This is a genomic window from Streptomyces sp. NPDC007875, assembly GCF_042868035.1.
GTDB classification, from domain to species: Bacteria; Actinomycetota; Actinomycetes; order Streptomycetales; family Streptomycetaceae; genus Streptomyces; species Streptomyces antimycoticus.
In genome coordinates this window covers 137,723-158,828 of sequence record NZ_JBIADZ010000007.1, presented here as the reverse complement: position 1 = coordinate 158,828, position 21,106 = coordinate 137,723, and the positions used below count along the sequence as shown (strand labels likewise).

Annotated in this window: 17 protein-coding genes and 2 tRNA genes; 6 read left to right on the top strand and 13 right to left on the bottom strand. The window is 70.0% G+C overall.

The window, feature by feature from the left end; genetic code table 11:
• Positions 1 to 25: 25 nt before the first annotated feature.
• Positions 26 to 868: a hypothetical protein gene (locus ACFYOY_RS16845; RefSeq protein ID WP_351882431.1), complete on the top strand. Its 843-nt coding sequence runs from the start codon at positions 26 to 28 to the stop codon at positions 866 to 868.
• A 105-nt stretch (positions 869 to 973) separates the two neighbouring features.
• Here ACFYOY_RS16845 and clpX read toward each other — a convergent pair whose 3' ends face one another.
• The 5 genes from clpX to ACFYOY_RS16820 form a co-directional block, all read right to left on the bottom strand.
• On the bottom strand, positions 974 to 2,260 hold the full coding sequence (clpX, locus tag ACFYOY_RS16840; RefSeq protein WP_059145704.1) for an ATP-dependent Clp protease ATP-binding subunit ClpX: 1,287 nt from the start codon (positions 2,258 to 2,260) through the stop codon (positions 974 to 976).
• 182 nt (positions 2,261 to 2,442) lie between these two features.
• Positions 2,443 to 3,099 (bottom strand): ATP-dependent Clp protease proteolytic subunit, encoded by a 657-nt coding sequence (locus tag ACFYOY_RS16835; RefSeq protein WP_037945933.1) that lies wholly within the window; start codon positions 3,097 to 3,099, stop codon positions 2,443 to 2,445.
• 61 nt (positions 3,100 to 3,160) lie between these two features.
• Positions 3,161 to 3,775 (bottom strand): ATP-dependent Clp protease proteolytic subunit, encoded by a 615-nt coding sequence (locus tag ACFYOY_RS16830; RefSeq protein ID WP_161561328.1) that lies wholly within the window; start codon positions 3,773 to 3,775, stop codon positions 3,161 to 3,163.
• A gap of 280 nt (positions 3,776 to 4,055) precedes the next feature.
• Positions 4,056 to 5,492 carry a trigger factor gene (gene tig, locus ACFYOY_RS16825; protein ID WP_388587731.1) on the bottom strand — a complete coding sequence of 479 codons (1,437 nt, stop codon included), beginning with the start codon at positions 5,490 to 5,492 and terminating at the stop codon, positions 4,056 to 4,058.
• A gap of 155 nt (positions 5,493 to 5,647) precedes the next feature.
• Positions 5,648 to 5,724, bottom strand: a tRNA-Pro gene (locus ACFYOY_RS16820).
• Positions 5,725 to 5,903: 179 nt separating this feature from the next.
• Between ACFYOY_RS16820 and ACFYOY_RS16815 the strand changes: the two genes are divergently transcribed.
• Positions 5,904 to 5,977: transfer RNA gene (locus tag ACFYOY_RS16815), tRNA-Gly, on the top strand.
• A gap of 131 nt (positions 5,978 to 6,108) precedes the next feature.
• On the opposite strand, the gene ACFYOY_RS16810 is transcribed toward ACFYOY_RS16815, so the two are convergent.
• Positions 6,109 to 6,303 (bottom strand): hypothetical protein, encoded by a 195-nt coding sequence (locus ACFYOY_RS16810; protein ID WP_237514329.1) that lies wholly within the window; start codon positions 6,301 to 6,303, stop codon positions 6,109 to 6,111.
• Positions 6,304 to 6,919: 616 nt separating this feature from the next.
• Here ACFYOY_RS16810 and ACFYOY_RS16805 point away from each other — a divergent pair.
• Positions 6,920 to 8,104, top strand: a complete 1,185-nt coding sequence (locus ACFYOY_RS16805) for an acyltransferase family protein (RefSeq protein WP_388587728.1) — start codon at positions 6,920 to 6,922, stop codon at positions 8,102 to 8,104.
• Positions 8,105 to 8,160: 56 nt separating this feature from the next.
• On the opposite strand, the gene ACFYOY_RS16800 is transcribed toward ACFYOY_RS16805, so the two are convergent.
• From ACFYOY_RS16800 to ACFYOY_RS16790, 3 genes are all read right to left on the bottom strand, one after another.
• The gene (locus ACFYOY_RS16800; RefSeq protein WP_388587725.1) at positions 8,161 to 10,689 is read right to left on the bottom strand and encodes an ABC transporter permease; all 2,529 of its coding nucleotides are present in this window, start codon (positions 10,687 to 10,689) and stop codon (positions 8,161 to 8,163) included.
• Positions 10,686 to 11,504: an ABC transporter ATP-binding protein gene (locus ACFYOY_RS16795; RefSeq protein ID WP_351882422.1), complete on the bottom strand. Its 819-nt coding sequence runs from the start codon at positions 11,502 to 11,504 to the stop codon at positions 10,686 to 10,688. The genes ACFYOY_RS16800 and ACFYOY_RS16795 overlap by 4 nt, the downstream gene beginning before the upstream one ends.
• 158 nt (positions 11,505 to 11,662) lie before the next feature.
• Complete coding sequence (locus tag ACFYOY_RS16790) at positions 11,663 to 12,805, bottom strand: PP2C family protein-serine/threonine phosphatase (RefSeq protein ID WP_351882420.1); 1,143 nt, start codon at positions 12,803 to 12,805, stop codon at positions 11,663 to 11,665.
• Positions 12,806 to 12,933: 128 nt separating this feature from the next.
• Between ACFYOY_RS16790 and ACFYOY_RS16785 the strand changes: the two genes are divergently transcribed.
• On the top strand, positions 12,934 to 14,166 hold the full coding sequence (locus tag ACFYOY_RS16785; RefSeq protein ID WP_351882418.1) for a GNAT family N-acetyltransferase: 1,233 nt from the start codon (positions 12,934 to 12,936) through the stop codon (positions 14,164 to 14,166).
• 95 nt (positions 14,167 to 14,261) lie between these two features.
• Here ACFYOY_RS16785 and ACFYOY_RS16780 read toward each other — a convergent pair whose 3' ends face one another.
• On the bottom strand, positions 14,262 to 15,071 hold the full coding sequence (locus ACFYOY_RS16780; RefSeq protein WP_388587722.1) for an Fpg/Nei family DNA glycosylase: 810 nt from the start codon (positions 15,069 to 15,071) through the stop codon (positions 14,262 to 14,264).
• On the bottom strand, positions 15,071 to 15,559 hold the full coding sequence (locus tag ACFYOY_RS16775; protein ID WP_137965764.1) for a ribose-5-phosphate isomerase: 489 nt from the start codon (positions 15,557 to 15,559) through the stop codon (positions 15,071 to 15,073). Before ACFYOY_RS16775 ends, ACFYOY_RS16780 begins: the two co-directional genes overlap by 1 nt.
• Positions 15,560 to 15,740: 181 nt before the next feature.
• Here ACFYOY_RS16775 and ACFYOY_RS16770 point away from each other — a divergent pair, with 181 nt between their 5' ends.
• Positions 15,741 to 17,210, top strand: a complete 1,470-nt coding sequence (locus ACFYOY_RS16770; RefSeq protein WP_351882414.1) for an amino acid permease — start codon at positions 15,741 to 15,743, stop codon at positions 17,208 to 17,210.
• Positions 17,211 to 17,355: 145 nt separating this feature from the next.
• Here the strand turns inward: ACFYOY_RS16770 and ACFYOY_RS16765 are convergent, their stop codons facing one another.
• A complete protein-coding gene (locus ACFYOY_RS16765; RefSeq protein ID WP_351882412.1) occupies positions 17,356 to 17,871 on the bottom strand; it encodes a hypothetical protein in 516 nt (171 codons plus the stop codon).
• A gap of 447 nt (positions 17,872 to 18,318) precedes the next feature.
• On the opposite strand from ACFYOY_RS16765, the gene ACFYOY_RS16760 reads away from it, so the two are divergent.
• Positions 18,319 to 20,226, top strand: coding sequence for a ricin-type beta-trefoil lectin domain protein (locus tag ACFYOY_RS16760; RefSeq protein WP_388587974.1), 1,908 nt, complete (start codon positions 18,319 to 18,321; stop codon positions 20,224 to 20,226).
• A gap of 125 nt (positions 20,227 to 20,351) precedes the next feature.
• Here the strand turns inward: ACFYOY_RS16760 and ACFYOY_RS16755 are convergent, their stop codons facing one another.
• The gene (locus tag ACFYOY_RS16755; protein WP_351882408.1) at positions 20,352 to 20,993 is read right to left on the bottom strand and encodes a superoxide dismutase; all 642 of its coding nucleotides are present in this window, start codon (positions 20,991 to 20,993) and stop codon (positions 20,352 to 20,354) included.
• Between the last annotated feature and the right edge of the window lie 113 nt (positions 20,994 to 21,106).

Below are 21,106 nucleotides of genomic sequence, written 5' to 3'. Positions count from 1 at the left end.
GATCCGGAGGGGGACCCCCACAGCCATGAGCCACAACCAGCCACCGCCACCGGGGCCCTACGGCGGCGGACCCAGCCCGTACGGGGGCGCCCAGCCCAATCCGTACAGCGGAGGGCAGCAGCAGCCCGCGGAGCCCAACCCGTACGCGCAGCCGCAGGGATACGGCTATCCGCAAGCGCAGCCCCCGCAGGGCTACGGCTACCCGCAGCAGGCGGGTCCCTACGGCCAGTCACCCTACCCCGCGCCGCCCGCGGCCGGCCGGGGCGGCAACCGCACCAAGATCATCGCGGTGACGGTGGCCGGGCTCGTGGTGGTGGGCGCGATCGTCACCGGCGCCGTGGTGCTGTCCGGCGGCGACGACGGCCCGAAGTCGATGAAGCTGGTCACCCCCAAGACGCTCGACGACGGCACGTACACGCTGGACAAGGGCACGGACGACCTCGACAACGAGGGCACCAGCGTGCAGGGCAGCATGCCCGAGGGCGCCACGTCGGTCCTGGCCCAGTACAAGCGGTCGGACGACGACAACTCGGGGCTCGCCTTCTCCGGGATGTACGGCGAGATCAGGGACCCGGAAGCGGTCCGGGACGAGATGTTCAAGGGCTTCGCGGGCGGCGACGGCTCCCCCACGGTGGAGGAGAAGCGCAAGCGGTTCCAGCCGGAGGGCGCTGACGGCCCCTCGGTGGAGTGCGAGGTGGTCAAGCTCTACGACCGGATCTACGCCCCGGCCTGCGTCTGGGCGGAGGAGACGGACGCGGCGATGGTGCTCGACGTCAACGCGGAGAACACCTCGGCGTCGGACGCCGACATGGAGTCCTTCGCCAAGGTGACCGCGGGCATCTACCAGGACACCCGCAAGCCGGCCTGAACCGCCCGTAAGACGCCCACAGGGCGCGTACGACACGAAGAGGGCCCCGGGATACCGGGGCCCTCTTCGCATGCTCTCTGCGGGGCGGCTACGCGCGCGGGGCGCCTACGCGCTCTTCTCGTGCCGCTCGCCCGGCTCGGTGCCCCGGGTGCGGGGCACCAGCGTGGGATTCACATTGGAGTGCACGACGTCCTCGGTGATGACGACGCGGGCCACGTCCTTGCGGGACGGCACCTCGTACATCGCCGACATCAGCACTTCCTCGATGATGGCGCGCAGGCCCCGGGCCCCGGTGCCGCGCAGGATCGCCTGGTCGGCGATGGCCTCCAGGGCCGGGCGGTCGAAGTCCAGCTCCACACCGTCGAGTTCGAACAGCCGCTGGTACTGCTTCACCAGAGCGTTCCGCGGCTCGACGAGGATCTGCAGCAGCGCCTCGCGGTCGAGGTTGTGGACGGAGGTGATGACCGGGAGACGGCCGATGAATTCCGGGATCATTCCGAACTTCACCAGGTCCTCGGGCATGACCTCCTGGAACTGGTCGCTCGCCTCGATCTCGCGCTTGGAGCGGATCGTGGCGCCGAACCCGATGCCCTTGGCACCCGCCCGCGACTCGATGATCTTCTCCAGACCGGCGAAGGCACCGCCCACGATGAACAGCACATTCGTGGTGTCGATCTGGATGAACTCCTGGTGCGGATGTTTCCGGCCGCCCTGCGGCGGCACCGACGCCGTGGTCCCTTCCAGGATCTTCAGCAGCGCCTGCTGGACGCCCTCGCCGGACACATCGCGGGTGATCGAGGGGTTCTCGCTCTTACGGGCCACCTTGTCGATCTCGTCGATGTAGATGATGCCCGTCTCGGCCTTCTTGACGTCGTAGTCGGCGGCCTGGATCAGCTTGAGGAGGATGTTCTCCACGTCCTCGCCGACATAGCCCGCCTCGGTGAGCGCGGTGGCGTCGGCGATCGCGAAGGGGACGTTGAGCATCCGGGCGAGGGTCTGCGCGAGCAGGGTCTTGCCGGAGCCGGTGGGGCCGAGCAGCAGAATGTTGGACTTGGCCAACTCGATGCCGTCGTCCCGGCTGTGGCCGCCGTTCTCGCCCGCCTGAACCCGCTTGTAGTGGTTGTAGACGGCGACCGAGAGGGCCTTCTTGGCGGCCTCCTGGCCGACCACATAGCCCTCGAGGAATTCATAGATCTCGCGCGGCTTGGGGAGTTCCTCCCAGCGCACTTCGGAGGTCTCGGCGAGCTCCTCCTCGATGATCTCGTTGCAGAGATCGATGCATTCATCGCAGATGTACACACCCGGGCCCGCGATGAGCTTCTTCACCTGCTTCTGGCTCTTCCCGCAGAACGAGCACTTGAGCAGGTCGCCGCCGTCACCGATGCGTGCCACGAGGTGCTTCCCCTTCGCCTTGGATCCGCTTTGCTGCGCGGAACCGGGTGCTTGCGCTGCGCTTTCTGCTTCTTTTCCCGTGGGCCGGGGCCCCCAGCCCTCTACGACGGTACCTTGCCGGGCCCCCGGTTCGGGCCCCCCTTGGACCTACTCGGTCCAAGGGAGGTGTCGCCACCGAAGATTCAGCCGAGACCGACCGACGTCTTGCGGGTGGAAACGATCTGGTCGACAAGACCGTACGCCAGGGACTCCTCGGCCGTGAGGATCTTGTCCCGCTCGATATCGTCGCGGATCTTCTCGATGGGCGTGGTGGAGTGCTTGGCCAGCATCTCCTCGAGCTGCGAGCGCATCCGCAGGATCTCGTTGGCCGCGATCTCCAGGTCGGAGACCTGACCACGCCCGGTCTCACTGTACGGCTGGTGGATCAGGATGCGGGCATTGGGCAGGGCCATCCGCTTGCCCGGCGTACCGGCGGCGAGCAGCACGGCCGCGGCGGACGCCGCCTGGCCCATGCAGACCGTCTGGATGTCGGGCTTGACGAACTGCATCGTGTCGTAAATGGCGGTCAGCGCGGTGAACGAGCCGCCGGGAGAGTTGATGTAGACCGAAATGTCACGGTCCGGGTCCATCGACTCCAGGCACAGCAGCTGCGCCATGACGTCGTTGGCCGAGGCGTCGTCGATCTGGACGCCCAGGAAGATCACGCGCTCCTCGAAGAGCTTCGCGTACGGGTCGTACTCGCGGATGCCCTGGGAGGTGCGCTCGACGAAACGCGGAACGACATAGCGGGATTCGGCCATCGGGCCGGTGTACAGGCCGCTGCCGGGGAAGTTGCTCATCTGGGTCTTCACCATCCTGTGGCGATCTGGGGGCTGGAGGTCGGCTACGGGACGGCGGGACTCAGGCCCCGGTGCCGCCCCCGCCCGGAACGCTGGAGGCGGACGTCATGACGTCGTCGACCAGGCCGTACTCCTTGGCCTCCTGGGCGGAGAACCAGCGGTCGCGGTCGGAGTCACGGACGATCTGCTCAACCGTCTGGCCGGTGTGGAAGGAGGTCAGCTCGGCCATGCGCTTCTTGGTGTGCAGCAGCCGCTCGGCGTGGATCTTGATGTCCGAGGCGGAACCCGCCAGACCCGCGGAGGGCTGGTGGATCAGGATCTCGGCATTGGGCAGCGCGAAACGCTTGCCCGGGGTGCCCGCGCTCAGCAGGAACTGGCCCATCGAGGCGGCGAGGCCCATGGCGATGGTGACCACGTCGTTCTGGATGTACTGCATGGTGTCGTAGATCGCCATGCCGGCCGAGATCGAGCCGCCCGGAGAGTTGATGTAGAGGTAAATGTCCTTGTCCGGATCGGCGGCGAGCAGGAGCAGCTGAGCCGTGATCTTGTTGGCGATGTCGTCGTCGACCGGCTGGCCGAGGAAGATGATCCGCTCGCCGAGCAGCCGGTTGTAGACCTGGTCGCCGAGGCCACCGACGGTCGGCTCGCCGGCGGCGGAAGGCATCGTATTCGTCACGTATCCACCTGCTCGTCTCTGACGGCTGACTGGCCGTCTCAGCGTCTTCTTCTGGGGTGCGGGGGTGTGGCCGCCGGTGCGGCCCCGGCGGGCTTGCGAGACTCCCCTGCCCTCGTATCTACGGACCCTAACGCGCTGGTCGGCGGGCGCCATCCCGCATCAGGAACTGTTCGCTCTGAGCGCATGTTCCGGCACCGGACCGGCATCGCGGAACACGAACGGGCCCGGACGCGCGCAGACGTTCGGGCCCGTTCGTTACGGGCTGTGGAGCGGACCGGGATCAGCTCTCGGCCTTGTCCTGCTTCTCCTGGGACTCCGCGGGCTCCTCGGCGGCCTCGGTCGCGGCCTCGGCGGGCGCCTCGACGGCCTCGGAGGTGGCCTCGACCGTCTCGCCGGTCTCGTCCTCCTCGTCGTCCAGGTCGACGGTCTCGCCCTTGTCGTCGACGACCTTGGCGGCCTCGACCACCACGGCCAGCGCCTTGCCGCGGGCGACCTCGCCGACGAGCATCGGCACCTGGCCGCCCTCGACGACGGCCTGGGCGAACTGGTCCGGGCTCATGCCGGAGGACTGCGCACGGCGCATGAGGTGCTCGGTGAGCTCCTCCTGGCCGACGGACAGCTGCTCCTTGTTGACCAGCTCGTCGAGGACGAACTGGGTCCGGATGCCCTTCTCGGCCTGCTCCTTGAGCTCGGCGTCGAACTCCTCGGCGGTCTTGTCCTGCATCTGCAGGTACGAGTCGAGGTTCAGGCCCATCTGGGCGAGCTGGTGGTGCTCGAGGTTGTGCTTACGGGTGTTGATCTCTTCCTCGAGGAGCTTCTCGGGGATCGGCACCTCGACCAGCTCCAGCAGGGCGTCCAGCACCTTCTCCTGGGCCTGGGTGGCCTGCTCGAACTTCTTCGACCGCTCCAGGCGCTTACGGCTGTCCGCGCGCAGCTCCTCGAGGGTGTCGAACTCGCTGGCCAGCTGGGCGAAGTCGTCGTCGAGCTCCGGCAGCTCACGGGCCTTGACCTCGGAGACCTTGACCGAGACCTCGGCCTCCTTGCCCTGGGCGGAGCCGCCCTTGAGCTCGGAGGTGAAGGTGGCCTCGCCGCCCGCCTCCAGGCCGGTCACGGCCTCGTCGATGCCGTCCAGCAGCTCACCCGAGCCGATGGTGTAGCTGACGCCGGTGGCGACACCGTCCTCCAGGACCTCGCCCTCGACCTTGGCCTCCAGGTCGATCACGACGATGTCGCCCTCGGCGGCGGCGCGCTCCACCGGGCTGGTGGTGGCGAACCGCTCGCGCAGCTGCTCGACGGACTTGTCGAGGTCCTCGTCCGAGACCTCGACGGCGTCGACGGTGACCTCGATACCGGAGTAGTCCGGGATCTCGATCGTCGGGCGGATGTCGACCTCGGCGGTGAAGGTCAGGAGCTCGTTGTCCTTGAGCTCGGTGATGTCGACCTCGGGCTGGCCGAGCGGGTTCAGCTCACCCTCGTTGACCGCGTCGGTGTAGAACTTCGGGAGCGCCTCGTTGACGGCCTCTTCCAGCACGGCGCCACGACCGAACCGCTGGTCGATGATGCGGGCCGGGATCTTGCCCTTACGGAACCCAGGCACCGTGACCTGCTGGTTGATCTTCTTGTACGCCGCGTCGAGGCTGGGCTTGAGCTCCTCGAAGGGCACCTCGACAGTGAGCCGAACCCGGGTCGGGTTCAGGTTCTCCACGGCGCTCTTCACGGTTCGGTCTCCTTGGGGGCTGACGTGTGGTGTTCAGCTGCGGTGCGCTGTCGCGTCGCAGCGGATTCGCGTCCGGTTAAAAAGACACAGACACGCAGCTTGCATAGTAACCGCAAGCATGACGGGCCCCACAACGCGATCTTGACGCCTGTGGATGGTCGGGGTGGCCGGATTCGAACCGACGACCTTCCGCTCCCAAAGCGGACGCGCTACCAAGCTGCGCCACACCCCGTCGGTGCGACACGTAGGGTACATGCCCGCGGACCCCCCGGCTGCCGGTTATTCGACTGGTGGGCAAGGGTGTGCGGGGAACGGTGGAGAACCGCTACGATGCATCTCGTGCCGCGATCCGGGTGATCATGCCTGGGCGGAGGTGTCCGGGCGACCGGTGCATCCGTGTACGCGACGCGTGCGGGCGTAGCTCAATGGTAGAGCCCCAGTCTTCCAAACTGGCTACGCGGGTTCGATTCCCGTCGCCCGCTCCACCGCTTTCGGCCCGGCCCGGGGATCTCCCCGGAGCCGGGCCGTTTGCTTATGCGCACACGAACGCACGCCCGGGCATCCGCGCCCCCGTGACGCGGGGCGCGGATGCCTCAGGGGTTGAGCCGGGGCGGCGTCAGGGGTTGATGTCGGCAATCGCCTCGGCGGCCGAGTCGAGGAACTTCTGGATGTCCGGCGCGACGTCGGACGAGGCGAGCAGGAACCCGAAGAGGATCGCGACGAGGGCAGGGCCCCACTTGACCCGGCCATTCCGGATCATTATCACCAGGATGATGCCCACCAGCAGCACCAATGACAGGGAAATGGCCACAACATCCCACCCTCAGTCGCACACGTCTCACAGGCCCCGGAAGCACGCGACCCCGCACACCCCCGCAGCCACCATCGTGCCATCAACTCCCGCCGCTCAGCAGTGGGATGGAGCGATATACGGACACCTGTGCACACGCCACCCACCCGTCCGATACCCACCCGCTAACCGCTCATTCAAAGGGCCACGGGTGATACTGCCCACAACTCGGCGCGGCGCCCGGCTTGTTTAATTCCGGCCGCCCCGGATGATCTCGGGCGGGAATTCGGAATTCGTCCGGCGATCACTCGACAGGGTGACAAAACATCAATGAATCAGACATTCCGCCAGAGCCTCCTGCGGGGCATATGCCCCAATTAAGTAGGATGAAAGTGGTCAGAACGGGCAGCCTGGGCCGAGATATCGAATGATCGCATCGCTTTGTCGACTCCCCACCGACTTCTCGGGGTCGGCTATCAGTCGCGACGCGAAGACCATGAACGGAAAGCAAACAGACCGGGGTTTTACGCAATACAGGTTTGAGCGCTATCGTGCCTTAGATGTTTCACGCTGCCATGACTCCCCCACGCGCAGTGAGGTCCCGGGTGGTCTCCCCCAGTTCCTGGTGGGAGGGCCTGTGACCAACTCCCTGCGCCCGCACGGTTATCAGCGGACCCCCCTCCCCCAGGAGGCGGCGCCCACTCCCCCTACGCCGCGGGCCGAAGAACCAGGGCAGCAGGCGTCCACCCCGCCCGCCCCCAGCGCCCCCGCCGGACAGAAGCGCAAACAGCGGGACGCGTTCTTCGACAACGCGAAGTACCTCGCGATCGTGCTGGTCGCGATGGCCCACTCCTGGGAGCCGCTGACCGACTCCAGCCGCACCGCGGAAGCGCTGTACATGGTCGTGTACACCTTCCACATGCCGGCCTTCATCCTGATCTCCGGCTACTTCTCGCGCAGCTTCGACATGCGGCCGGACCGGCTCAAGCGGCTGGTCACCGGCGTAGCGGTGCCCTACGTGATCTTCGAGGTCGCGTACACGCTGTTCAAGCGCTGGGCGGACGACGACCCGACGTACGACTTCAGCCTGCTCGACCCCTGGTACCTCACCTGGTTCCTGATCGCGCTGTTCGTATGGCGGCTGTCCACTCCGCTCTGGAAGCTGGTGCGCTGGCCGATCCCGCTCTCGCTCGCGGTCGCCACCCTCGCGGCGGTCTCGCCCGACATCGGCGACGACCTGGACATGCAGCGGCTGCTCCAGTTCCTGCCGTTCTTCGTCCTCGGCCTGTGCATGAAGCCCGAGCACTTCCAGATGATCCGCCGCCGCTCCGTGCGGATCGCGTCCGTGCCGATCTTCGCGTGCGCCCTCGTGTTCGCCTACTGGGCGGCGCCGCGGATGAGCTCGGCGTGGTTCTACCACCGCGACAGCGTCCAGGAGCTGGGCGCGCCGCCGTGGACCGGCCCGGTGATGACGCTCGCCCTCTTCGGCTGCTCGGTCGTGCTGGTGAGCTGCTTCTTCGCCTGGGTGCCGCGGCGGCACATGTGGTTCACGGTGCTGGGCGCCGGGACGCTGTACGGCTACCTGCTGCACGGCTTCCTCGCCAAGGGCTCCCGCTTCTGGGGCTGGTTCGACAACCACGAGTGGCTGCACAAGCCGCTGGGGGAGATCGCGGTCACGGTCATCGCCGCCACTGTGGTCACCGTGCTGTGCACGCCTCCTGTCCAGCGCGCCTTCCGCTTCGCCATGGAGCCGAAGATGGCCTGGGCCTTCCGTAAGGATCCCGCCGAACAGGCCCGCAGCCGCACCACGACGGCGGCCTAGCGCGCCGAAGGACACGACGTGAAGGGCTGGATCGCGGACTCCACGGGCCAGCCCTTTCACGGCTTCGGCGTGCTGCGGCGCAGCGCCGCACGGGCCGGGAGCGCCGTCGCCGCAAGGCCGAGCGCCACGGCGGCGCCCGCGAAGCCCGCGTAGGTGAGCGGCGGCACGTACGGGTCCTCGCCGGTCAGGCCGCGCATCATCGGCACCAGCGTGGCCAAGGCGATCGCCGTGCCCAGGGCGATGCCCGCCGTGGCCACCAGCAGCGCCTCCCAGCGCACCATCCCGAGCACCTGCCGCCGGGTGGTGCCGATCAGCCGCAGGGTGCCCAGTTCGCGGCGGCGGTCCAGCACCGTCATGACCAGGGTGTTGACGGCGGCGACGGCGGCGAAGCCGCCGAGGACGGCCGCCATGACGGTGTTGGCCCAGGCGTTCAGCTTCCGGTCCTCGTCCTGGGCCGCCGCGTAGCCGTCCCGGTCGGTGACCTGCTCGCCGAGCCGGCCCAGCGCCGCCGCGACGGCCTTACGGTCCGCCCCCTCCGCGTCCCGCACCAGCACATCGCTGTCGAACGAGGACGTCACATGGCCGGCCAGCGCCGTACGGGGCAGGGTGAGCTCGGCGATCCCCAGCCCGCGCCCGTAGATCGCGACCACGGTGGGCGAGATCCTCGTACCGTCCGGGAGGTGGAGGGCGAGCCGGTGCCCGACCCGGGCGTGGGCCGCCTTCGCCAGGAGCGCGTCGACGGCCACCCGGCCCGGCCCCAGGGCGTCCAGGCGGCCCTTACGAACGTCCAGGTCCTGTACGGCCGCCAGGTCGCGGCAGCTCCCCGAGACGCCCTGCGTCGACGCGGTCCGCAGCCAGCGGCCGTCGCCCGAGCCCACCGGGACCAGCACCCCCGTGCGCAGCAGCCCCACCGACGCGGCCACGCCCCGTACGGAACCGGCGCGGGCCGCGGTACCGGAGGGGAGCCCGTCCGGGGCGGAGATCACCTGGTCGGCGACGATGCCCGCCCGCCGCTGGCGGTCGCCCGCGCGGTCTTCGCTGGTGTGCATGAACACGAGCGTCGAGGCGAAGGCCATGGCCAGCACGATCGGGGTGATCGCCGAGGCCAGGCGGCGGGCGTTGGCCCGGCTGTTGGCCGAGGCCAGATGGGCCGACGCCGGTCCCGCGCGCAGCGGCAGACCGATCAGCCAGGCGCACAGCCGGGCGATGACCGGGCCGAGCAGGGCCACGGCGAGCATGAACAGCATCACGACCCCGAGCGCGGCGTTGGCCGCGTCGTCGCCGGAGGCGGAGGCGGCGACGCCGGTCATGACGATGCCGCCGACGAGGGCCGCGACACCGAGGACCGTACGGATCACACCGGGCCTCAGCCGTTCGACGGCCGCCTCGCCGAGCGCCCGCCCCGGCGGGATCCGCGCCGGGCGGCGGGCGGCCATCAGGCCGGCCAGGAGCGAGGTGAGAAGCCCCGCGCCGACGGCGGTGACGAGCGGGATCCAGGAGACGGAGAGCTCCACGGGCCCGGGGATGGCGCCCTTCTCCTTGAGCTGTCCGAACCACCAGTGGGCGAGCGCGTACCCGGGCAGCAGGCCGACCGCGCCCGCGAGCGGTGCCACCAGCACCGCCTCGGCCGCGACGGAGCGGCGGATCTGGCGCGGGGTGGCGCCGATCGCCCGCAGCAGGGCCACCTCGCGGCCGCGCTGCCCGACGGAGAGGGAGACGGTGCCCGCCGTGGTGAAGACGGCGACGGCGGTCGCGATCCCGCCGAAGGAGCCGCCGAGCCCCATGAGCGTCTCCCTGGCGTTCGCGAGCGCGGGCTCTTCGATGGCGCCGCGGCCGCCGCCGGTGTGCACGCGCGGGGAGTGCGCCGCGCCCTTCACGGCCCGCTCCAGATGGGCGGCCAGGCGGTCCGGCGTGATGCCGGGGCGGGGGCGGACGAGGACGGCGTCCACCGTGGTGGGATGGCCGCTCAGCGCCTGGGCCCGGCGGTCGGTGAACCACGCCGTAAGGCCGTCGCCGTCGGCGCCGCCCGCCTTATGGGTCACACCGGCGACCCGGAACGTGTGGCGGCCGTCCGGCGCCGTCACCGTGATCCGGCCGCCGACGCCGGTACCCGCCGCACGGGCGGCCCCGGGGCTGAGGACCGCCTCGCCGTCACGGGGCGCCGCGCCCGAGGCGAGTGCCACCCCCGTGAAGGGGGCCGAGCCCCAGCCATGGCCGCTGAGCGCCCCATGGGCGGTGCGGAGAGGGAAGGTCACATCCGGGGCCGCGGCCGCGGCCCCCTGGGTGCGGGCGGCGGTGGCCACCAGGGAGGCGTCGAGCCGGGCGCGGTCGGGGACCTGCTCGGATTCGTCCGAGCGGCCGTCGCCATGGCCGATGACGTAGTGCACCCGCTGGTCGGCGGCGACCACGACCGGGGCGCTCGCATAGCGCTGCGGCGGTACGGAGGCCCGGATCCCGGTCTCCAGCAGGATGCCGCACGCGGACACGATCGCCGCGGCCACGGTCAGGGCAATGAAGGTGCCCGCGAAGGCGGACGGCTTGAAGCGGACGGCCGCGCGGGCCAGCCCGTTGGTGAGCGGCTTCACCGGGTCCCCTCCGCGGCCCAGGCCGTGGCAGGGGCCGGAGTGCGCGCGGTGAGGCGGGTCATCCGCTCGGCGATCTCGTGCGCCGGGGCGCGGAGGAGCCGGTCGACGATCGCGCCGTCGGCGAGGAAGAGCACGCGGTCGGCGTAGCTCGCGGCGACCGGGTCGTGCGTGACCATCACGACGGTCGCGCCCATCGCGTCCACGGCCTGCCGCAGGAGGGTGAGCACCTCGGCGGCGGTGTTGGTGTCCAGGGCGCCGGTCGGCTCGTCGGCGAAGACCACGTCGGGGCGGGCGACCAGGGCGCGGGCGATGGCCACGCGCTGCTGCTGGCCGCCGGAGAGCTCACCGGGCCGCCGCCTGCTCTGTTCCCCCAGCCCGACCTGGGCGAGCACCTCACGGGCCCGGTGGCGGTCGGGGCGGGTGCCCGCGAGCCGCATCGGGAGCAGCACGTTCTGCTCGACGGTCAGGGAGGGGAGGAGATTGAAGGACTGGAAGACGAACCCGAGGCGGGCGCGGCGCAGCGCGGTGAGCTTGTTCTCACTCATTCCGGTGATTTCGGTGCCGCCGAGCCGCACGGACCCGGCGGTGGGCCGGTCGAGCCCGGCGGCGCACTGCAGGAACGTCGACTTGCCGCAGCCCGAGGGGCCCATGACGGCGGTGAAGCTGCCGCGCGGAAGGGCGAGGTCGATGCCGCGCAGGGCGTGGACGGCGGTGCGGCCACGGCCGTATCGGCGCTGGATGCCGTGGAGTTCGATGGCATGGGCGTCGTGGTGCGGCGCCGGTGCCGCCGTCTCTCGCCGCTTGCGCAGCCGCATGGTGGTGACCCTTCCGAGGAGTTCGCCCGATTCCCCTGAACGTACGGATCGCGGCCCCTTGGCAGCCATGACGGCGACCGGCGTATCCGGGGTGGGGTTAACCCCCGCCGGGACCTCGTGGGCAGGCGCCGTCGGGCAGTCGGGCGGGAAAGGTGCGGCTACTGGCGGCAGATCAGCAGCAGGGCCCGGTCGTCGTTGACGTCCTTCGCGACCGTCTCGATCAGATGCCAGGCCGCGCCGTGGAAGCCGGAGCCCACGTAGCGGTCCGCCTCGCCCGTAAGTCGGTCGATGCCTTCGCTGATGTCCCGGTCGGCGGTCTCGACGAGGCCGTCGGTGAAGAGCATCAGGACGTCGCCGGGGCGGAGAGTGCCCTTGGTGGGGTCGAACTGGGCGCCGTCGTAGACGCCCAGCAGCGGGCCGTCGGCGGACTTCTCCTCCCACTTGCCGGTGCCCGCGCTCAGCTGGAGCGCGGGCAGATGTCCGGCGGAGAAGAGCTCGAAGTCGCCGCTGTCGAGGTCGAGGACGAGATGGATGGAGGTCGCGAAGCCCTCGTCCCAGTCCTGGCGCAGGAGATAGCCGTTGGCCGCCGGGAGGAAGCCGTGCGGGGGCAGGGAGCCGAGGAGGCCGCCGAAGGCGCCGGAGAGCAGCAGGGCGCGCGAGGCGGCGTCCATGCCCTTGCCGGAGACGTCGGTGAGGACGACCTCGAGGGTACGGCCGCCGCCGGTGCGGGCGGCGACGACGAAGTCACCGGAGAAGGACTGTCCGCCGGCCGGGCGCAGCGCCATCTCGCGGTGCCAGCCGCGCGGCAGGCCGGGCAGCTTGCTCTGGACGCGGATGCGCTCGCGCAGGTCGAAGAGCATGGTGCCGCCGCGCCGCCAGGGCACCCCGACGCGGCTGCGGAACTGGGCGATCAGCAGGCCGAAGAAGCCGACGGCGGCGACGACCAGGATGGTGCCGGGGGTGACCCGGGAGGAGGCGTCCTCCTCGGTGTACGGGCCGAGCACGGCGGACTCCACGATCAGGGCCGTGGCGGCCGCCGCGTAGAGGGCGAGCAGGCTGGCGGGGCGCAGCAGCAGCCCGCCCGCGACGATGGGCAGGACGAGGGCGGACGGGGAGCACCAGTCGGGCTGGGCGATGGTGCCTCCGGCGATGGCGGGGATGCCGAGGAGCAGCGCCGTCAGGGCGAGTCGGTCGGAGCCCTCGCCGCGGAAATAGTCCACTCCGGCTTTGCGCACGCCTGTGCGAGCCCGGTGCAGAGCTCTGCGCATCCGGGCCAACGGAGTGTCCACGCCGCCAGTCATTGCATCGGGACCCTACCCACCCGTTCGGACGCGCGTCGATTCGTGGCGCGTTGAACCACCCAGCCAGGGGGGCAATAGTAAGCGAAATTCGTTCGCGTGTACGGGAAACGGCTGCTAGGGATGGGAATATGAGGACTGAGCTACGCGTGCTCGACCCATCGATTTGGGATGATTGGTACGGAAAACTGGTACTCGCATTCGGCGGAGTTCCCGAAGCGCCGGAGGAATCCGCGCTCTGGAGGGAGTTGACCGAATGCGAGCGCTCGATCGGGGCGTGGGACGGCGCCGACATCGTCGGCACGGCGGGGCTGTTCAGCTTCCGGCTGTCGGTTCCCGGCGGGGCGATCGTCCCCGCGGCCGGCGTCACGATGGTGAGCGTGCAGGCCACGCACCGGCGGCGCGGGGTGCTGCGGTCCATGATGCGGCGGCAGTTGGACGACATACGTGCGGCGGGCGATGAGCCGCTGGCCGTTCTGACCGCATCGGAACCGGACATCTACGGACGGTTCGGGTACGGCGCCGCCACGCAGAACGCCTACGCCGAGATCGACACCACCCAGGTGCGGCTGACCGTCCCCGAGGGCACCGACGACGTGCGGCTGCGCGTGGTGCCCCCGGAGTCCGCCGTCGAGGCGTGCGAGGCGGTCTACGCCCGGCGGGTGTCCGCCAGGCCGGGCTTGCTGGAGCGGCGCCCCGGCTGGGAGCGGCTGCCGCTGCTGGACCCGCCCGGCGAGCGCGAGGGGGCGTCCCCGCTGCGCTGTGTGCTGGCCGAGTCGGGCGGCGAGGTCAGCGGCTATGCGCGCTTCGCGGTCAAGCCCGACTGGGATCTGGCCGGACCGAAGGGCACGGTCATCCTGCGTGACCTGGAGGCCCTGGACCCGGGGTCCTACGCGGCGCTGTGGCGCCTTCTCTTCGAAATCGACCTGACCTCAGTGATCCGGACGGGCTCCCGCCCGGTCGACGATCCGTGGCAGCACCTGGTCTCGGACATCCGGCGGTGCGCCGTAAGGCTGCGCGACTCGCTGTACGTCCGCCTGGTGGACGTGGGGGCCGCGCTCGAGAGGCGGACGTACGCGACCCCGCTGGACGCCGTCCTGGAGGTCACGGACCCCTTCTGCCCGTGGAACGAAGGGCGCTGGCGGCTGAGCGGCGACGCCAAGGGCGCCTCCTGCGAGCGGACGCGGGACGCTCCCGACCTCCGGCTGGGCGTACGGGAGCTGGGAGCGGCGTATCTCGGTGGGGTTTCGCTGACCGCGCTGGCGGGTGCGGGACGCGTCCAGGAGATCCGTCAGGGCGCCCTTACGGAGGCCGCGACGGCCTTCGCCTCTCCGGTCGCCCCATGGTTGCCCCACGGCTTCTGACGGCTTCGGGGCGGCGGATGCGGCCCTGGAGGTGAGCGGCCCGGCGGCCGTCTCAAGGGCGCTGCTCTACCGCCGCTGCCTCAAATGCCGCCGCCTTACGGCCGCTGGCAGTCAGGACACCAGAAGAGGTTGCGGGCGGCGAGATCGGCGGTGCGGATCTCGCCTCCGCAGACATGGCAGGGCTGTCCGGCGCGCCGGTAGACATAGACCTCACCGCCGTGGTCGTCCACGCGCGGCGGGCGGCCCATCGCCTCGGGGGTGTGCTCGGGGCGGACCGTGTCGATCCGGTTGTTCCGCACCCCCTCGCGCATCAGCGCCACCAGGTCGGCCCAGATCGCGTCCCATTCGGCGCGGGTCAGCGCACGGCCGGGCCGGTAGGGGTCGATGCCGTGCCGGAAGAGCACCTCGGCGCGGTAGACGTTCCCCACGCCGGAGATCACCTTCTGGTCCATGAGCAGCCCGGCCACGCTGACCCGGCTGCGGGAGATCCGGGCCCAGGCCCGCTCGCCGTCGTCCGCCGGGCGCAGCGGATCGGGGCCCAGCCGGTCGTGGATCGCCTGCTTCTCCCCGTCGGTGATCAGCGCACAGGCGGTCGGGCCGCGCAGATCCGCGTAGCCCTCGGGGTTCGCCAGCCGCAGCCGGACGGTGTCGGTGGCGGGCGGTGCGGGGGCCGGGCCGAAGGCGTACGTACCGAAGAGCCCGAGGTGGACGTGGACCCAGCCGGTGGCCGCGAAGTCCAGGAAGAGGTGCTTGCCGTGGGCCTCGGCGTGGCTCAGCGGCTGGCCGTCGATCAGCCCGGCGCCGTCGGCGAACTTCCCTTGTGGGCTGGTGGCCCGGACGGGCCGGCCGCCGAAGGTCTCGAGGTGGTCGGCGGCCAGCCGGTGGATCGTGTGCCCTTCGGGCATCAGTCGCCTTGCGGGTGGTGGGCCGGGATGGGCGGCAGCTCGCCGGTGGTCTCGTAGGCGCTGAGCATCTCGATACGGCGGGTGTGCCGCTCCTCGCCCGAGTACGGGGTGTTCAGGAAGATCTCGACGAACTTGGTCGCCTCCTCCTGCGTGTGCATCCGGGCGCCGACGCTGATCACATTGGCGTTGTTGTGCTCACGGCCGAGGGCCGCGGTCTGCTCGCTCCAGGCCAGTGCCGCGCGCACCCCCTTGACCTTGTTCGCCGCGATCTGCTCACCATTGCCGGATCCGCCGATGACGATGCCGAGGCTCTCCGGGTCGGCGGCGGTCCGCTCCGCGGCGCGCAGGCAGAACGGCGGGTAGTCGTCCTGCGCGTCATAGACGTGCGGGCCGCAGTCGACGGGCTCGTGGCCGGCGGCGTTGAGCCACTCCACGAGGTGGTTCTTGAATTCGAAACCGGCATGATCCGAGCCGAGGTACACGCGCATATTCCGAGTGTGTCATGGCCGTGTGGCCCCCGCCGCCCCGGGTAGGCGTCGCACAAAACTCTGTAGCGCCAAGGAACCTCATGAAAACCTCAAGTAACAATCTGGAATCAAAGGTTCAACTGGCGGACCTCCTGAGATTCACTGGCGTCGCTCGTAACGCGAGAGCAAAGGAATCCAGCACATGAGCGCACAACCTGCGACCACGCCGGAGCAGCAGGCTCCCGGCGATCCGGGCTCGCCCGACGGCCTCAAGGCGGGGCTCAAGAACCGCCATCTGTCGATGATCGCGATCGGCGGGGTGATCGGCGCCGGTCTGTTCGTCGGCTCCAGCGCGGGCATCGCGAAGGCCGGTCCCGGCATTCTTGTCTCGTATGCGCTGGTCGGCCTCATGGTCGTCTTCGTCATGCGGATGCTCGGTGAAATGTCCGCCGCCAATCCCACCTCCGGCTCCTTCTCCGCCTACGCCGACCGGGCGCTCGGCCGCTGGGCCGGTTTCTCCATCGGCTGGCTGTACTGGTTCTTCTGGGTCGTGGTGCTGGCGGTCGAGGCCACCGCCGGCGCCAAGATCCTGGAGGGCTGGTGGCCGGCCGTCCCGCAGTGGGGCTGGGCGCTGATCGTCATGGTGGTGCTCACCGCGACCAACCTGGTCTCGGTCGGCTCCTACGGTGAGTTCGAGTTCTGGTTCGCCGGGATCAAGGTCGTGGCGATCGCCGCGTTCATCGTGGTCGGCGGGCTCGCGGTCTTCGGGGTGCTGCCGCATTCGGACAACGAGGGCGCGGGCCTGGCCCACCTCACCGATCACGGCGGTTTCCTGCCGAACGGGCCGGGCGCCATCCTCACCGGTGTGCTGTTGGTGGTCTTCTCCTTCATGGGCAGCGAGATCGTCACCCTCGCGGCCGGTGAGTCCGAGGACCCGCAGCGGGCGGTCACCAAGGCCACCAACAGCGTGATCTGGCGTATCGCGGTCTTCTACCTGGGCTCGATCTTCGTCGTGGTCACCCTGCTGCCCTGGGACGCCAAGGCGATCGCCGACGACGGCAGCTATGTCGCGGCGCTGGACTCGATCGGCATCCCGCACGCCGGCGACATCATGAACGTGATCGTGCTGACCGCCGTGCTCTCGTGTCTGAACTCCGGCCTCTACACGGCCTCCCGCATGGCCTTCTCGCTCGGCCAGCGCGGCGACGCCCCGGCCGCCTTCGCCCGCACCAACGCGCGCGGCGTGCCGGCGGCCGCGATCCTCGGCTCGGTCGTCTTCGGCTTCGTCGCGGTCTGGTTCAACTACCAGTGGCCGGACACGGTCTTCACCTTCCTGCTGAACTCCTCGGGTGCGGTCGCGCTCTTCGTCTGGCTGGTGATCTGCTTCAGCCAGCTGCGGATGCGCGGGATCATCCTGCGCGAGAACCCCGAGAAGCTGATCGTCCGGATGTGGCTGTTCCCGTATCTGACCTGGGCGACGATCGCGATGATCTCGTTCGTCCTGGTCTATATGCTCACCGACAAGGACGGGCGCGAGCAGGTGATCCTCTCCGCGCTGGTGGCCGCGCTCGTGGTGGCCTTCGCCCTGGTCCGGGACCGCCTCGGCGCCGGCCGCGCCGTCGACCCGGCCGCCTCGTCCGACGCCTCCGCCAAGGAGACGGCGGCCCCGTAGAGGCGCGCTCTGCTGAATTCCCCTGTGCCCCTGGGCGGCGGCGTACCGGCCGCCGCCCAGGGGCACAGCCGTGTCCGGGGGCTGGATTCACGGGCTGGATCCACGGGCTGGATCCACGGGCTGGATCCACGGGTCGGGTCCGGTTTCAGACGACGCGTGGAAGGACCCGCTCCGCGAAGGCCCGGACCGCGTCCAGCACTCCCATGCCCCGGTGCCCGATGCCGGGCACGATGTCGAGGGTGACGTCGATGCCCAGCGCGGTGTAGTGGTCCCGAAGCGCGGTGATGCGCTCCACGCGGGTGCGGCCGACGGCGTCGGCGCCGTCCATCCAGTTGGAGTCACCGGGGTTGTTGATCTCCCAGGTCTCGGTGTCCTCCGCCCCTACCGCCATGTGCACGGGCACCTTACGGATCTCCTCCAGCCGCAGCGGGACCCCCTGGAGCAGAAAGCGCTCGGTGTCGATGTGGAACCGCTCCCCCGCCTCGGCCACCATCGCCAGCAGCTCCTGGTCGTAGCGGATGCCGCGGTACTCGATGAACTTGAAGTTGTGCAGGTCCTCCGGGTCCCCGATGCCCGCCGGGAACAAGGGGGTGAGCACGACGCAGCCGTGCCGCTCGGAGAACTCGGCCATCGCGTCGCGGTACTGGGCCGCGGTGCGCACGGTGCGTGCTGGATCACCATGAGCGGCAGCGGGGTGTCGGTGGTCTCGTGCACCGACGGGATGTGCAGGCCGAACGAGAACCGCTGGTCGTGCCGTGAGGCGAACCAGGTGGTTGGAGCCGGTGCGGTAGAACGCCTTGGTGGTCTTGACGCGGGGGGGGTCACGTACGAGCGTCCGCGCGGGGCCCCGGTGGTGTCGGGGGACAGTTTCCCCACGCATACCTCTTGTCACCGACGGGCCGGGTCCACAGAATCCTTCGCAGATCAGCTACGGCCCATATCGCGAACATAGTTCGATATATCGAATGGGAGTGGTTTCCTCATGCGCCTCGTCCCCCGCCGCCTGCTCCGCTTATTCCGCCCCGACCGGTCACGGCCCCGGTCACGGCCCCGGTCACGGCCCCGGTCACGGCCCAGGCGCCTGGCCGGGGCGCTGCCGGCCGTTCCGCTGTCCGTTCTGCTGACCGCCACAGGGGTGAGCGCCGTGGCGCACGCGGCACCCCCGGTCACCGCGACCCCCGCCGCGCCCGCTCCACAGATCGACGTGCCCGCCGCGCCCATGGGCTGGGCCTCGTGGAACAGCCTGGCCAGCCAGATCGACTACGACACGATCAAGGCCCAGGTGGACGCCCTGGTATCTTCCGGCATGGCCGAGGCCGGGTACGAGTACGTCAACATCGACGAAGGCTGGTGGTGGGGCACCCGCGACAGCAAGGGCAACATCACCGTCGACACCCAGCAGTGGCCCGGCGGGATGAAGGCCGTCGCCGACTACATCCACAGCAAGGGGCTCAAGGCCGGGATCTACACCGACGCCGGGAAGAACGGCTGCGGCTACTTCTATCCCACCCCGCCGGGCACCCCGCCCGCCCCGGGCAGCGGCAGCGAAGGCCACTACGAGCAGGATCTGCGGGCCTTCCAGGAGTGGGGCTTCGACTACGTCAAGGTCGACTGGTGCGGAGGCCAGGACGAGGGTCTCGACCAGGAGGCCACCTACCGGGCCCTCAGCGAGGCGAACAAGGCGGCGACCGCCGTCACCGGCCGCCGCCTCGTGCTGTCGCTGTGCGAATGGGGCTCGGGCCGGCCGTGGAACTGGGCCCCGGGCGTGGGCGATCTGTGGCGTACCAGCACCGACATCATCTACTGGGGGCAAACGCCCTCGGCCACCGCGATGCTGTCCAACTTCGACCAGGGCCTGCACCCCACCGCCCAGCACACCGGCTATTACAACGACCCGGACATGCTCACGGTCGGTATGAAGGGTTCCAACGCCACGCTCGACCGCACCCATATGAGCCTGTGGGCGATCTCCGGCGCCCCACTGCTCGCCGGGAACGACCTCACCACCATGACGCGGGAGACCGCCGGCATCCTCACCAACCCCGAGGTCATCGCCGTCGACCAGGACCCGCGCGGACTGCAGGGCGTGAAGGTCGCCGAGGACGCCGCGGGACTGCAGGTGTACGCCAAGGTGCTGTCCGGCACCGGGAAACGCGCCGTGCTGCTGCTCAACCGCACCTCCGCCGCCAAGCCCATCACCGCCCACTGGAGCGACCTCGGGCTGACCGACGCGCCCGCCTCCGTCCGTGACGTCTGGAAGCGCGCCCCGGTGGGCACCCACAGCGGCGGCTACACCGCCACCGTCCCGGCCGGTGAGACGATGCTGCTGACCGTCTCGGGCACGGAAGCCCCCGGCACCACCTACCAGGGCACCGGCTCCCTCACCGTCACCGCCCAGACGGCAGGGCTGAAACTGGCCGACCTCACCTACGCCAACGGCGGCACCGCCCCGCGCACCGCCACCCTCCGCGTAGCCGGCCAGTACGCCACCACGCTCGCCCTGCCGCCCACCGGCTCCGCCACCACCCGCCGCACCGTCTCCGTCCTGCTCTCGCTGGCCAAGGGCGCCAACACCGTCACCTTGAGCGGCGGCCCGGACACCATCACCGTCCAGGACCTCCCCGGCACCGACGGCGTCCGGATCACCGGCGCCGCCTCCGGGCGCTGCGTCGACCTGGACCAGAACACGATCACCAACGGCACCCAGGCCCAGCTGTGGGACTGCCACGGCGGCCAGAACCAGCTCTTCCGGCTCACCTCGCGCGCCGAACTGACCGTCTACGGCAGCAAATGCCTGGGCGCCGAGAAGGACGGCACCGCCGACGGTACGAAGGTCGTCATCGGGGACTGCACCGGTGCGCCCGGCCAGAAGTGGCAGGCGAACGCCTCCGGCACCCTCGTCCACACGAGCTCCGGCCGCTGCCTGGACGCCTACGACAACGGCACCGGCAACGGCACCCGGCTGGTGCTGTGGAGCTGCCACAACGGCCCGAACCAGCGCTGGACCCTCACCTGAGGACACCACTCCCACCAACGGCAGGGCCCCCGCGCGAGTCGACCGCGCGGGGGCCCCTTTTCCGCCTGCCCGGTGTTCGGTGAGAAGACGATCACGCAAGCAGGTGGTCTGGCGGGCGCTCCGGGTTACGGGGCCAGCAGCAGGTTGTGGGCGCGCTCCTTGGCGGCCGTGTAACGGCGCGCCACATCCTGCCAGTTGACGACCTTCCACATGGCCTCGATGAAATCCACCTTCTGGTTCTTGTACTGCAGATAGAAGGCGTGCTCCCAGGCGTCGAAGACCAGGATCGGCACCGAGCCCTGCCCCACGTTCCCCTGGTGGTCGTAGACCTGCTCGACCACCAGCCGCCCGCTGACCGGCTCGTACGCCAGCACGCCCCAGCCCGAACCCTGGGTGGTGGCGGCGGCCTTGGACAGCTGGGCCTTGAAGCCCGCGAAGGAGCCGAAGTACTCGGCGATGGCGTCGGCCAGCTCCCCGACCCCGTCCCTCTCCAGCGGCTCGCCGCCGCCGTCGCCGGTCATGTTGTGCCAGTAGATGCTGTGCAGGATGTGGCCGGACAGATGGAAGGCCAAGTTCTTCTCGAGCCCGTTGATCGAGCCCCACTGATCCTTGTCCCGCGCCTCCGCGAGCTGCTCCATCGTGTCGTTCGCGCCCTTGACGTACGCGGCGTGGTGCTTGTCGTGGTGCAGCTCGATGATCTCGGGGCTGATGACCGGGGCCAGCGCCGAGTAGTCGTACGGAAGTTCAGGAAGTGTGTAGATGGCCATGCGAAGCCCTTCGGACCGCGTTATTGCAATTGACTTGCAAGTACACGCTAGCAGCAAGAGTGTTTCCCGTCAGCGCACGCGGGCCGGGCGGGCGCCGGGCGCCATGCACGGGC